Source organism: Gracilibacillus sp. JCM 18966 (assembly GCF_055392695.1).
In genome coordinates this window covers 2,707,355-2,720,931 of record NZ_AP043883.1, presented here as the reverse complement: position 1 = coordinate 2,720,931, position 13,577 = coordinate 2,707,355, and the positions used below count along the sequence as shown (strand labels likewise).

At 36.4% G+C, this 13,577-nt stretch carries 11 protein-coding genes and 1 other annotated feature (1 of these 12 cut by a window edge); of the genes, 5 read left to right on the top strand and 6 right to left on the bottom strand.

What is annotated here, in order from left to right; translation table 11 throughout:
* Positions 1-180, bottom strand: a binding site (T-box leader); it reaches 27 nt to the left of the window's first position.
* Between the two features lie 185 nt (positions 181-365).
* The 4 genes from ACZ5N5_RS12985 to ACZ5N5_RS12970 all read left to right on the top strand — a co-directional run bounded on the left by ACZ5N5_RS12985 (position 366) and on the right by ACZ5N5_RS12970 (position 5,837).
* On the top strand, positions 366-3,308 hold the full coding sequence (locus tag ACZ5N5_RS12985; RefSeq protein ID WP_464372616.1) for a transglycosylase domain-containing protein: 2,943 nt from the start codon (positions 366-368) through the stop codon (positions 3,306-3,308).
* Positions 3,309-3,394: 86 nt separating this feature from the next.
* Positions 3,395-4,018, top strand: a complete 624-nt coding sequence (locus ACZ5N5_RS12980) for a GNAT family N-acetyltransferase (protein WP_464372615.1) — start codon at positions 3,395-3,397, stop codon at positions 4,016-4,018.
* A 14-nt stretch (positions 4,019-4,032) separates the two neighbouring features.
* A complete protein-coding gene (locus ACZ5N5_RS12975; RefSeq protein WP_464372614.1) occupies positions 4,033-4,680 on the top strand; it encodes a CBS and ACT domain-containing protein in 648 nt (215 codons plus the stop codon).
* Entirely contained in the window at positions 4,677-5,837 is a 1,161-nt protein-coding gene (locus ACZ5N5_RS12970) for an acetoin utilization protein AcuC (protein WP_464372613.1), read from the top strand. The genes ACZ5N5_RS12975 and ACZ5N5_RS12970 overlap by 4 nt, the downstream gene beginning before the upstream one ends.
* Positions 5,838-5,858: 21 nt before the next feature.
* On the opposite strand, the gene motS is transcribed toward ACZ5N5_RS12970, so the two are convergent.
* The 4 genes from motS to ACZ5N5_RS12950 form a co-directional block, all read right to left on the bottom strand.
* Positions 5,859-6,644, bottom strand: a complete 786-nt coding sequence (gene motS / locus ACZ5N5_RS12965) for a flagellar motor protein MotS (protein ID WP_054789095.1) — start codon at positions 6,642-6,644, stop codon at positions 5,859-5,861.
* Positions 6,634-7,452, bottom strand: coding sequence for a flagellar motor protein MotP (motP, locus tag ACZ5N5_RS12960; RefSeq protein WP_109983012.1), 819 nt, complete (start codon positions 7,450-7,452; stop codon positions 6,634-6,636). Before motP ends, motS begins: the two co-directional genes overlap by 11 nt.
* Positions 7,453-7,533: 81 nt before the next feature.
* Positions 7,534-8,535: a catabolite control protein A gene (gene ccpA / locus ACZ5N5_RS12955; RefSeq protein WP_464368178.1), complete on the bottom strand. Its 1,002-nt coding sequence runs from the start codon at positions 8,533-8,535 to the stop codon at positions 7,534-7,536.
* Positions 8,536-9,079: 544 nt separating this feature from the next.
* On the bottom strand, positions 9,080-10,147 hold the full coding sequence (locus tag ACZ5N5_RS12950) for a bifunctional 3-deoxy-7-phosphoheptulonate synthase/chorismate mutase (protein ID WP_054789096.1): 1,068 nt from the start codon (positions 10,145-10,147) through the stop codon (positions 9,080-9,082).
* A gap of 153 nt (positions 10,148-10,300) precedes the next feature.
* Between ACZ5N5_RS12950 and ACZ5N5_RS12945 the strand changes: the two genes are divergently transcribed.
* Complete coding sequence (locus ACZ5N5_RS12945) at positions 10,301-12,430, top strand: cell division protein FtsA (protein WP_464372612.1); 2,130 nt, start codon at positions 10,301-10,303, stop codon at positions 12,428-12,430.
* 171 nt (positions 12,431-12,601) lie between these two features.
* Here ACZ5N5_RS12945 and ACZ5N5_RS12940 read toward each other — a convergent pair whose 3' ends face one another.
* Both ACZ5N5_RS12940 and ACZ5N5_RS12935 read right to left on the bottom strand, forming a co-directional pair.
* Positions 12,602-13,036: a YtxH domain-containing protein gene (locus ACZ5N5_RS12940; RefSeq protein WP_277678819.1), complete on the bottom strand. Its 435-nt coding sequence runs from the start codon at positions 13,034-13,036 to the stop codon at positions 12,602-12,604.
* 17 nt (positions 13,037-13,053) lie between these two features.
* Positions 13,054-13,461: a DUF948 domain-containing protein gene (locus ACZ5N5_RS12935; protein WP_054789097.1), complete on the bottom strand. Its 408-nt coding sequence runs from the start codon at positions 13,459-13,461 to the stop codon at positions 13,054-13,056.
* Between the last annotated feature and the right edge of the window lie 116 nt (positions 13,462-13,577).

The window sequence follows — 13,577 nt, the reverse complement described above, 5'->3', positions numbered from 1 at the left end:
CCCTTGTTGCAATAAAAAAGTATTGCCACTTAACAAATATCGATGCTGGATACACCGTCTTCATCTTCATGAAGAAACTCCTGATCGTAATTCATTCCATGATTATTACTAACTTCCACCGACCGTTAGCTCTCTTCATAAGGGAATCATGTCCTTACTGCAATCAATCAACGTTTAGCATATAAAGTTATTATTACATTTTTAGCATATATCTAAATGAAATGCAATAAAAATTTAATATTTTTATCATTCGCAAAGAAAACGTCATGATCCTCACTCATAGACACCATTCAAATCAAAAAAAGAAAGCATTTTACATTGACGATTATGCTATAATAATGATTGGGGAAATGGAGGTTTGTTGAATGAATAATAAAAACTTCTTTCATATATGCTGGCAATACATACAAAAAGGCTGGCACTCTTTTTGGGAACTTTGGAAGAAAAACAAGATTCAAAGATCTGCAAGAATAAGTTATCACATCATTTGGAATATAATGTTATTTTTTATAACTCTCGCTATCATTGGTTTCTTTTTTGTCGGTGGGCTAGGTGCAGGCTATTTTGCTTCCCTAGTGTCTGATGAGGAAATCCAAACAAAAGAGGAAATGTCTACAGCTATTTATAATTATGAAGAGACATCTGAATTATATTTTGCCGAGAATCAATTTCTAGCAGATGTTCAAACAGATTTACAAAGGGATGAAGTCTCCTTAGACAAAGTAAGCGAATTTGTTAAGAAAGCAATCATTGCTACAGAGGACGAGTATTTCGAAACACACAACGGTGTTGTCCCGAAAGCTATTTTACGTGCTGTATTCCAAGAGGTGACGAACGCCCAGACGAAAACAGGTGGGAGTACACTTACACAACAAATTATTAAAAACCAGCTGCTAACCAATGAAGTTTCTTTTGAGCGAAAAGCAAAGGAAATGTTATTAGCCTTAAGATTGGAGAAATTCTTTAAAAAAGATGAGATTCTTGAGGTCTATTTAAATATCGTACCATTTGGTAGAAATGCATCTGGTCAAAACATTGCAGGAGTACAAACAGCTGCTCAGGGCATTTTCGGTGTAAATGCGGCTGATCTTAACCTAGCACAATCTGCTTATATCGCTGGTTTGCCTCAAAGTCCTTCCTATTACACACCTTTTGTTAATAGTGGTGGATTGAAGGATCAAGCTGGCTTAGAACCTGGTCTAACCAAAATGAAAACTGTATTGTCACGGATGCTAGATGCTGGTTATATTAATAAAAAGCAATATGACGAAGCAGTTAACTACGATATCATGGCAGATTTTAAAAAACCAGAGGATTCGATGCTGGAGGAATACCCTTGGCTTGTGAAAGAATTAAAAGAGCGATCTATTGATATTCTCACTAATGTGTTAGCAGAGCAAGATGGATACACCGCTGAGGATTTAGCATCTAGTGATGTTCTTCAAGAAGAGTACCAAATTAGAGCAGAACGAGAGCTCGGAAGTAATGGTTACCGTATCCATTCTACCATCGATAAAAAGCTCTATGATGTTTTTCAACAAGTGGCGAAAAGCTATGATAATTATGGAAGAGATAAATTAGCAGTAAATGAAAATACGAATGAACCAATTATGGTAGAAAATCCCGAAACTGGTGAAATGGAACAGTTAGGACTACAGCCAGTACAAGTGGGAAGTATTTTAGTTGAAAACAGTACTGGTAGAATATTAAGCTTTGTCGGCGGTCGTGACTTTGAAACATCTCAATACAATCATGCAACAGAAACGAGAAACCCTAATGGTAGTACCATGAAGCCATTAGCAGCATATGCACCAGCTATGGAATTAGGAGTTGTACAGCCAGGCTCAGTCGTCGCCGATGTTGCCAAGAACTTTAGAGGCTATAATCGACCTCCTACTAACTACACTGGAGGGTATTATGGATTAGTTTCTGTAAGGGAAGCATTATACAAATCTCATAACATTTCAGCATTGCAGGTTTATGACAAAATCTTAGATCAAAATCCAGCCAAGCTATTTTTAGATAAGATGGGCTTTGACGGATTAACAGAGGTTCAAGGACATAGTGATTATGAAAATCTCTCCTTAACATTAGGTAGTCCCTACAATGGGGTTACTGTCGAGGAAAATGTCAATGCTTATGCTACATTTGGAAACATGGGAAATTTCGTGGATGCTTACATGATTGAAAAAATCGAAACAAAAGATGGGAAGGTTGTATATGAACATAAAGGTGAATCAGAAGAAGTCTTTAGCCCTCAAACAAGCTATTTGACCATTGATATGATGCGTGACGTATTAACTCGTGGTACAGGTACAGCAGCTAGAGCAACTTTAACTAACAAAAGTGTGGACTGGGCCGGAAAGACGGGTACGTCAAACGACTTCCAAGATACATGGTTTGTAGCAACGAATCCGAATGTAACGATCGGTACATGGATGGGCTATGACTATAACCAGCAGTTAGATTCTCAAGGTTATAGTAGTCGAAATAATATCTTTTGGGGCAAGCTTGTCAATGCGGCTACGGAGGTTCGTCCTGAATTAATGGCGCCATCCCAATCATTTGAACGACCTGATGGTATTGTTTCTAGAAGCTATTGTGCAACATCAGGAGATCTGCCATCAGATGTATGTAAAGATTTAGGTCTTGTCCGAACGGATATTTACAATGCGAAATACGTACCTACTGAAAAGGATAACAGTTTAATTCGCGAAAATTATGTAATGGTTGGTGACAAGGCTGTACTAGCAAGTGATAAGACACCAAGTGAGTTTACGAAAGAGGAAGGTGCCATTTTTAACCCTGAATGGTTGAAAGAAAAGGGTTATGACAAATTATCAAATATCAAGCAATTGATACCTAGAAACGCATCTGGTGGATGGTTAAAACTAACCTTCCCTAATAGTGGAACGTTAAAAACAAATGGGGAAAACCCAAACCCACCATCTACACTTCAGGTTTCAGGTCAAACATTAAAGTGGAATGACTCAAGTAGCAGTGACGTTGTTGGCTACCGAATTTATCGCTCAAGTAGCTCCAGTGATAAATTTCAACGGGTTGGTAGCACAACGTCCACTAGCTTTAAAGTTCCTGACAATAATGCGGTATATCACATACGAGCAGTTGATTATTCAGGTCTAGAATCACGACCATCTAAAAGTGTCGTCTATGGTGATACGAAAGTGGAAGAAAAGAAGAAAAAAGAAGAAGGAAAAAGGGAAAAAGAGACAAGCTCTTCAAAGGATGTAAAGAAAGAAGAGAAAAAAGAATCTGCGAAAAAAGAAGACAAGAAACAAGAAGAATGATCCATCCTGCCCCTGATCGACTTTTGATGATCAGGGGTTTCTTTTGTATAATAAAGGTACTAGAGTACAAAGAGGTGATACTTCCATTGATCCATTCCAAAAAAACATTCTCCAGCCATTTATCAACATCGTTAGGAGAAATTCAGCTAAAAGGACCAATGACAGAAGAAGAATTGAAGCAATACCCATTGCATTCACGACTTGATTCTTTTCGTAAGGCTAATCAACAGCATCAAGCACTCATCGAAATTACTAATCTTGAGGAAAGCCGAGTGAACGTTGCCATATCGGAAAAAGTAATTATCGGTTATGTGACATTTTTACACCCTGACCCTATTGAAAGATGGTCTACCTTTTATATGGAAAATTTATTAGAATTAGGAGCGATTGAAATAGCTCCTTCTTATCGTGGAATAGGATTGGGATCCAAGCTAATTGAGCTATCTGTTACTGATCCATTTATGGAAAATTACATCATTATTTCCACAGAATATTATTGGCATTGGGATTTGAACAATTCAAAGCTAAGTGTGTGGGATTATCGTAAGATTATGGAGAAAATGATGTTTGCTGGTGGGCTAACCCCGGCCCCTACTAATGATCCAGAAATCATGGCACATCCTGCCAACTGTTTAATGGTTCGTATTGGAAAAAACGTATCAGAAAAAGATAGGAAGCTATTCGATCAATTAAGATTTTTAAATGCATAGAAAGGATGGTAGCCATGTTTGTCAAAGAAATTATGAAGAAAAAGGTAATCAGTCTCAAGAAGCATAATACCATTGCAGATGCATTGTCTTTATTACACAAGCATCACATTCGTCATATTCCAATCGTAGATGACGATCAACATCTGATAGGAATCGTATCAGATCGTGATATCCGTGATGCTAGTCCCTCTATACTTGACTCAGAGATTAATCAAGCATTATTAGACCACACCATTGATCAAATTATGTCATCACCTGTTGTTACCACACACCCTGATGAACTGTTTGAAGAGGTGGCAAATATTTTTTACGAAAAGGAATTTGCGTGTGTCCCAGTTGTCTATCAAAAGAAATTAATTGGAATGGTCACAGAAAAAGACTTGCTCTATGCCTTTATACAATTAACCGGAACACAGGGACCAAGTACACGTTTAGAAATAAGGGTACCGGATCGAGTGGGTATACTTTCAGATGTAAGCACTTTCTTCTCCAAACACAATATTAAAATTGTTTCTGTGTACACCTATCCTACTCCACAGCAATCGGGCTTTAAAATACTGGTGTTTCGGATTCAAACAATGAACCCAATGAATGTGATCCATGATATCAAACAGAGTAAGGAATTTGAAGTTGTGACACCAATGAGGGAGGATAACGAATGAACGCTTGTAAGGCAGCATTTGTTTATACAGATGATTTTCTAGCCTATTCTTTCCATGAAAATCATCCCTTTAATCAAAAGAGAATTCTCTTGACCAAAAAATTATTAGAAAATCACCATGCCCTTACTATAGATCAAGTGATTCCTCCTCCTGTGGCAGAGGAAGAAGACATTTTATCCATTCATTCTCCAGAATATATCCATGCAGTGAAACATGCTAGTAAACTCGAGCCTGTAGCTAATCAAGAGATTTATGGAATAGGGACAACAGATACCCCTATGTTTCAGAATATGTATGATGCCGCTAGACGAATAGTTGGGGGTAGTATAGAAGCTGCTAACCTTGTTCTAACAAACCAAGTAGATCATGCCTTGAATTTAGCGGGAGGACTTCACCATGGCTTTCCGACACATGCATCTGGATTTTGTATATTAAATGATATTGCTATCACCATTCAATATATTCGTCAACATTACCACCTTAAAGTTTTATATATTGATATAGACGCCCATCACGGAGACGGGGTACAGCACTGTTTCTATGATGATCCTAACGTCTGTACCGTTTCCTTTCACGAAACAGGCAGATATTTATATCCAGGGACAGGGAAGATTAGTGAACGTGGGATAAAAAAAGGCTTTGGATATAGCTTCAATTTTCCATTAGATGCATTCACAGAAGATGATTCCTATTTACATACGTTTAACGAATCGATCGACAAAATTGCTAGTTATTTTCAGCCTGATATTATCGTGAGTCAGCACGGAACAGATACTCATTATCTAGATCCTTTAACACATATGCATACTACTATGAAAATCTATGAAACAATACCGAAAAAAATTCATCAGCTTGCTCAACAATATTGTGGTGGGAAGTGGGTAGCGCTTGGTGGTGGAGGGTATGATATTTGGCGAGTTGTTCCACGAGCTTGGGCACAGCTATGGAATATTATGCAGACAAACACTTCATTTTCTGGTGCCATCTCATCTGATTGGATTGAAGAATGGCAAAAAGAAAGTCCAGTCACTTTACCTACTACTTGGCATGACTCATTGGAGAATTATAAAGCAATACCACGAAGAAAGGAAATTAGCGAATTTAATCGACAAGTGTTAGAGCAAGTCTTGAAATTTGTGGAAAACGCCAAAAACTAAAAAAGGATGCTCTAAGCATCCTTACTCTTTCGCATCTAATTCTAAGATCACCATTTCTACCCTTCTATTTTTACTCCAATTCTCTGGAGAATTATTTGGAACAACAGGGCGAGTGTCACCAAAACCGGCTGCGATAAATCGAGAGGAGTCAAAGTTATTATTCGCTAAGATATAGCGTATTACACTACTTGCCCTTGCAACCGATAATTCCCAGTTAGAAGGGTAACGATAGTTAGAGATAGGTCGATCATCCGTATGACCCTCCACTCTTACTTCGTTAGGAATATTGGAAATTAAGGTAGAAACTTTATCGAGAAAAGGTTTGGCAGGCTCAAGAACATCTGCTTCCCCTGTTTCGAACAACACATTCTCCTGTAGAACAAGAACAACACCTTGATCTGTTCTAGAAGCGGAAATAACATCATTCAAATTGTTTTCATTTAAGAATCTCTCGACCTCAGCTAACAATTCATCTAATGTATCTTTATTTTCCGTTATCTCTGCATTATGTACCTCTGGTGTTTCCTTCGGTTGATCGGTCACATCATTCTTTTCTTCCATTTCATCATTTAGACCTTTAACCTCATTCATCGCATTTTCTTTTTCAACAATGGATGGCATGGAATCAAAAATATTTTCAGCTCTTAATGCTTCGGCAACCTTTTTGAATTTTTCAGCATCAATTTGGGACATAGTAAATAATAAGATAAAGAAGACTAGAATTAAAGTGACCATATCAGAATACGTAACCATCCATTTTGGGGCACCTTTGTCAACAGATTTACGTCTTTCTCTATTACGCCTCATTGAAAGACTCCTCTACTAACTCTTCCACATCTTCTTTTTTATTTTTTACTTTATCAGATAGAAATGCACTCAATTTCTCATTTAAAATTCTAGGATTCTGTCCAGATTGGACACCGATAACACCTTCGATGATCACCTGTTTGATAAAAACTTCTTCATTTGTCTTTTCTTCTAATTTACCTGCCATTGGCAAAAATACAAGATTAGCTAATACAGATCCATAGAAAGTCGTAATAAGGGAAACTGCCATGCTCGGGCCAAGGGTTTCTGGGTCTTGTAAATTTTGTAGCATTAAAATTAAGCCAATTAATGTACCAATCATTCCCCATGCTGGCGCGTATTCGCCCGCCTTTTCAATGATTAATCTTCCACGATAATGTCTATCTTCCATTGCATCAATTTCTGCATTCATAATGTCATTGATCACTTCTGGCTCAATTCCATCAATCGCTAGTAGAACCCCTTTTTTAATAAATGGATCTTCTACTTCTTCTAATTCATTTTCTAATGCTAGAAGCCCTTCTCTTCTAGCTCTTTCTGACAATCTTTCAAATAGTGTAATTAATTCTGCAAGATCATGGTCATTTCGTCTGAAGGTTTCTTGAAGAACATCTTTCGTTGTTTTGATTTGTTTAATATTAAAATTAACCAAAAGTGCAGCAACTAATCCTCCAAGAACGATAAGAACGGAAGACCCGTGAATAAAACCAACAAAGCCTCCCATTCCTCCACTTGATACAATTCCGAACATGATCATCATAAATCCTACCGTAATACCAATTGGTGTAAAAATGTCTCTCTTTTTCATTTTTTTCTCTCCCTAAACTATGAAAAGCATTAAAATATCTCACTAAAAAAGGAAAATTACATTACACCAATAGTATCGGCATTAATTTTGTTTTGTTGAGTTTCTTTTGACAATTTGATGTGGTAAAACGACATTTTGTTCATCTACATTTTCTTTGTTCATAAATTTAGTAAGTAAACGCATAGCAACAGCACCGATATCATACATTGGCTGAACAACTGTTGTTAATGTTGGTCGAACCATTGTCGCAAGTCTCGTATTATCAAAACCAAATACTTCTACATCCTCTGGGACTTTTACCCCATTGTCTTGTAACCCGTGTATAATTCCTAAAGCAATCTCATCAGTTGCCGCAAAAACAGCCTTTGGATAATCCTTTAATTGAATAATTTGGTTTGCTGCTTGTACTCCAAATTCATAAGAAAATTCACCTTTTATTACATAATCTTCATTAACCGCTTGTTTTGCTTCGGTAATCGCTCGTTCATAACCTTTATATTTAAGCTCATTAACGACCGATTCTTCCTCCCCAGTTACGTAGAAAGGATGCTTTGTCCCATTATTGATTAAGTGGGATGTCGCTTCAAATGCCGCTTGTTCATAATCAATATTAACCGATGGAATAGTCTCTGTCGCATCAATTGTAGCCGCAAGAGCAACTGGAACAGGTGATGTTTTTAGTTGTTGCACATGCTCTTCTGAAATGGTTGCTCCCATATATATGAGACCATCTACTTGTTTTTCAAACATTGTATTGATTAATCGAAGCTCTTTATCTTTATTTTGGTCAGAGTTACTTAAAATAATATTATATTTGTACATTGTAGCAATATCATCAATTCCTCGTGCTAACTCAGAGAAAAAGATACTTGAGATGTCAGGGATAATAACTCCAACCGTTGTTGTCTTTTTACTTGCTAAACCTCTTGCTACGGCATTTGGACGATATCCTAGCCGTTCAATCGTATTCAATACTTTTTTACGAGTAGCCGGTTTCACATTCGGATTACCATTCACTACTCTTGATACTGTAGCCATAGACACATTTGCTTCTCTTGCTACATCATAAATGGTTACATTCATTTTCTAAACCTCCAAAAATTATTAGTTTCATTAGTATATTTTTTCATCATCCATTACTAGTATTTATTCCACGAATTAAAACCAGTCCAAAAAGGATAGTATATCATTACTATTATAACAAAACTCATAGATTAATTTACAATATTTCGCATAAAATTCGATTTTTTTTCATATTATTCTAGCTTAAAGTATGATGAATTTCTCAAAAAAACAAGTATCCTATAAATAAATTATTTCCCTAAAGCTCGTTATCAAAACCTATGAATGCAAAAATTTTAAAGGATATACTGTTAAATTCCAGTATACACGATCCTATCCAAACTATACGACAATAAGTATCAAAATACGCAAATATATGTCATTATTGTTATATACTTAGCTTCCTACCAACATTCGTATCTTTAACTACAATGCTTAAAGCTTTTATACTTTACATGCATTGAAAAACCTCTTGCAGTCTTATTCATGCAAGAGGTTTTGCTCTGTCTTAAATTCAAGTATCACGTAAATAGAAGATGAACTTTTTCATGCAGATGCAAATCGTTTATTTTCTTTGCAATAACTCATTCATAAAGTTATGGAATGTTGGAATATCCATTTGCTGTGCGGAATCAGATAGAGCAACAGCAGGATCAGGATGCACCTCTGCCATCACACCATCAGCACCAATCGCAAGCGCTGCTTTTGCTGCTGGCAGCAATAAGTCTCTTCTACCTGTAGAGTGTGTAACATCCACCATTACTGGTAAATGTGTCTCTTGTTTTAGAATAGGTACTGCTGTTATATCTAAAGTATTTCTTGTTGCTTTTTCATATGTTCTTATACCACGCTCACAAAGAATAATTTGTCCATTCCCTTTAGAATTAATATATTCCGCAGCATTAATAAAATCAGAAATCGTAGCGGACATTCCGCGTTTTAATAATACGGGCTTATTGGTCTCTCCTGCCGCTTTCAATAATTCAAAGTTTTGCATGTTACGAGCACCAATTTGAATTACGTCAATATAATTAATGGCTTCTTCGATATGAGCAGGATTGACAATTTCACTTACGACCGCTAAACCATATTCGTCTGATACGCGTTTTAATATTTCTAAGCCCTCAAATCCTAACCCTTGGAAATCATATGGGGAGGTTCTAGGTTTAAATGCTCCACCTCGGATCAACTTCAAACCCTCTTCTTTAATGGCGCTAGCTACTTCCGCAACTTGTTCGTAGCTTTCTACCGCACATGGTCCGAAGATGAAATGTTGATTACCATCACCAAATTTGTCGCCATTTATATCAATAACAGTATCTTCTGCTTTCTTTTTACGGGAAACAAGCAATGCCTTTGAATGGTCATCCTCTTGTAATTCTAAACCAGCTTTAAAGATCTCTTTGAACAAATGAACAATTGTTGAATTTTCAAATGGTCCATTATTATTTTTAGTAATTAGATTTAGCATATCTCGCTCACGGACTGGGTCATAGCTACGATTTGCCCCTTGTTTTTCCTTTACTTGACCAGTTTCTTTCACTAGTTCAGCACGTTTATTAATTAACTCTAGTATTTCTAAGTTTATTTCATCAAGCTTTGTTCGCAGCTGATCCAATTGTTCATTACTCATTATAAATCCCCCTACTTCTATTATAAATTACTATGTTATAATTTTTATATAATTAGGGATAATTATAGCTAAAATTTTTCGTCTTGTCACCAGTTAGTTATAATATTTTTAGATAATTTAAAATTTTTTACATAACAGAGAGGAAAAACGTCTATGTCTGATCAAATGTTTGCACTTGATATTGGAACAAGATCTGTAGTTGGATTATTGATGGAGAAAGTGGATAATCAATACCAATTACTAGATTATTATGTCATTGAACATGAAGAACGGTCCATGCTAGATGGCCAAATCCATGATATCGTATCTGTATCTAATGTCATACAACGAGTAAAATCACACCTGGAACAAAAGCATGGTATAACACTAAACAAGGCTTGTGTTGCCGCAGCCGGAAGAGCCTTAAAAACAAAAAGAACACATACCACAAAAAATATTGTGAAACAGCCTTTATTAAATGAAGAGGATGTATTATTTTTAGAACTCGATGCGGTTCAAAAGACTCAATATCAATTAGCAGAGGAAAAGTCTACGGATAAAGAAAATGATTACTATTGTGTCGGTTATTCTGTTTTGAAATATTACATTGATCAAGAAGAGATTGGCTCCTTAATTGATCAACAAGGCGATGAGGCAATGGTAGAAATTATTGCTACATTTTTACCGAAAATTGTGGTGGAATCATTGCTTTCTGCATTGCATCGCGCTAATCTTCAATTAGAGGCTTTAACTCTAGAGCCAATCGCTGCCATACATGTGTTAATCCCTCCGTCAATGCGTCGATTAAATGTAGCATTGGTGGATATTGGCGCAGGGACAAGTGATATTGCTCTTACGTCTGAAGGTGCAGTTACCGCTTATGGCATGGTTCCAAAGGCTGGTGATGAAATCACGGAAGCGATTAGTGATCATTATTTGCTCGATTTCAACCAGGCAGAAGTTTTCAAAAAGGAAATAACGAAGCATAAAACGGCAAAGGTACAAGATATTCTAGGCTTTGAACAAGAGGTAAGCTACAAAGATTTAGCAGAGGTTATAAGTCCTGCTGTAGACAATCTGACAAATGCACTAGCGGAAGAAATGCTCACATTAAACGGAACGCCACCTAAGGCTGTTATGCTTGTCGGTGGTGGAAGTCAGACGCCGGAGCTTGCTATTCGACTAGCCAATAAATTGAAGCTCCCTTCGAATCGAGTAGCAATTAGAGGAGTAGATGCGATTACTCTACTAAAACAAAATGATGATATGCCGATTGGCCCTGAATTTATTACGCCAATCGGCATAGCGATCGCAGCTAAACAGAACCCAGTTCATTATGTTACTCTTACAGTAAATGATCGTACCATACGGCTTTTTGAGATGAAGCAATTAACTGTCGCAGATTCCTTACTTGCTGCAGGCATTCAGGTTCAAAAACTTTACGGTCGACCAGGAATGGCATATATGATTGATTTTAACGGCAAACAGATGACGCTACCGGGAAGCTTTGGACAAGGCCCAACTATTTATGTTAATCAACAGAAAGCAACCATTGATACGATCATCCATGATGGTGACAATATTACGATAACAAAGGGAGTGGACGGGACAAGCCCTGAAATGACAATAGGCGAGTTTATTGGCCAACCAACTCCTATCACTATTTATTTCAATCAGAAAGAACAACACCTATCCCCGCGAATCTTTGTAAATCAGAAAAAAGTTGGTGCGGATTATCTGCTCCAGGATGGGGATCAAGTGAGTTTCAAACAACAGTTTAAGGTACAAGATGTCCTAAAGGATAATAGGATAGACAAAGACATTAATAATTCCTTCATTATTTGGGTGAATAATGAACAAATGCTCTTAAAAGATTATAGTAAGAAGCTAGTTATTAATGGAAAGCCTGCTAGTAAAGAGCAATCGATTAAAAATGGTGATCGAATCGATTTGATCTCTAACGATCATCCACTGTTAGAGGATATTCTCTTGAAATTAAATATTCCAACAGAGAAAACGATTACTGTTACTTATAATCATGAGCCTCTGGTTCTAACGAAATCGTTCATTAAAGTGAGTCGAAATGGAAAGGCAATTGAAAAAAATGCTAGGATAAATGATCAAGACAAGTTAGAAGTTACAGAATTAAAGGAAGAGTCCTTTCTATTTCAAGATATTTTCCGCCACATATCCCTTGACTTAGCCAATGTAAAAGGCAAAGTCATATTGAGAAAAAATGGAGAAAAAGTTTCCTTTTTAGATGAATTAAAAGCCAATGATGAAATAGAAATAATATTGGACTAATCAGGATAGAACTTCTTCCATTCGCTCCTCCTTTAGCGGATGCGTTAGCTTTTCTTATACTTTAGACTCAAAATTTTCACATCATCACATTACTTACTGCACTAACGTATAAACCAAAAAATATCCCGGACTTAGATAAAGTCCGGGTAACTATTTATAAAAGTCTATTTCTTAAATGTTTGTTGCATTCTCTTCTGATTCTATTTCTCGTGCTGCTTCATCAATAGCTTGAGCTACCTCTTCAGCAGCTTTTTCTGGATCATCTTCATTTTTCATTTTATCTTGGATCGTAGCTTTTGTTTCTTTTAATTTTTTCGTAATGTCTTGTGACTTCTCAGATACTACTCTTCCTATATTCTCTGATTGATCTTTTGCATAACTCTTCCATTCATTTCCTTTTTCATAGGCTACACCTTTTAATTCGTTTGCACGTTCTTTTACATAATGCGCACCTTGATTTAAATCCCCACGTAGCTCTTTACCTGATTTCGGTGCAAAAATTAGTGCTAATGATGCTCCGACAATTCCCCCAATCAGAGAGCCAATTAAAAAATCCTTACTATTAATGTTTTTGTTGTCTTCATAATTGTTTGATTGATTTGTCATTTCCAATTCCTCCTATATTATCTAGTTTTATTTTTTTTAAACATCTCTAATACTACAGTACTCCACTTAATAGCTTGTGCAGTCGTTTCTTTATTCTCCTCAGCTACTCGGTTCACTGATTTGGAAACATTTTTAATCGACTGTGTAAATTCTTTTACACTGTCACCAATGTTCTTTACTCCATCGACAAGGGTATTTAGTCTAGTTGCCTTGTCATTAATATCCTCTGCCAATTTATTGGTTTTGTTTAATAAAGCAGTTGTTTCGAGTGTAATACCTTCCATCTGTTTCTCTAGGCCTTCTAAAGTATCTGCAACATTTGCCATCGTCCTTTGTGTTTCTTTTAAAACTTTTACAAGGTAAACAACAAGAACAGCAAAGGCAATTGCAGCTATAATCGCAGCAAGGTATCCTAGTATTTCCATAAGCTCACTCCTCTTTATGTAATTATCGATTAGTTAGAAAGTTTATTATAATTATGGTATACCCGAAGACAAGATTTCTAAACAAAAAAGAAAGAAAGAAGCGAAAAAAATCTTCT

Bases quoted from the DNA above. Each gene is read 5' to 3' on its own strand.
- ACZ5N5_RS12985 (WP_464372616.1), top strand. From the start codon at position 366: ATGAATAATAAAAACTTCTTTCATATATGCTGGCAATACATACAAAAA.
- ACZ5N5_RS12975 (WP_464372614.1), top strand. From the start codon at position 4,033: ATGTTTGTCAAAGAAATTATGAAGAAAAAGGTAATCAGTCTCAAGAAG.
- ACZ5N5_RS12970 (WP_464372613.1), top strand. From the start codon at position 4,677: ATGAACGCTTGTAAGGCAGCATTTGTTTATACAGATGATTTTCTAGCC.
- motS (WP_054789095.1), bottom strand. From the start codon at position 6,644: ATGAGGCGTAATAGAGAAAGACGTAAATCTGTTGACAAAGGTGCCCCA.
- motP (WP_109983012.1), bottom strand. From the start codon at position 7,452: ATGAAAAAGAGAGACATTTTTACACCAATTGGTATTACGGTAGGATTT.
- ccpA (WP_464368178.1), bottom strand. From the start codon at position 8,535: ATGAATGTAACCATTTATGATGTAGCAAGAGAAGCAAATGTGTCTATG.
- ACZ5N5_RS12950 (WP_054789096.1), bottom strand. From the start codon at position 10,147: ATGAGTAATGAACAATTGGATCAGCTGCGAACAAAGCTTGATGAAATA.
- ACZ5N5_RS12945 (WP_464372612.1), top strand. From the start codon at position 10,301: ATGTCTGATCAAATGTTTGCACTTGATATTGGAACAAGATCTGTAGTT.
- ACZ5N5_RS12940 (WP_277678819.1), bottom strand. From the start codon at position 13,036: ATGACAAATCAATCAAACAATTATGAAGACAACAAAAACATTAATAGT.
- ACZ5N5_RS12935 (WP_054789097.1), bottom strand. From the start codon at position 13,461: ATGGAAATACTAGGATACCTTGCTGCGATTATAGCTGCAATTGCCTTT.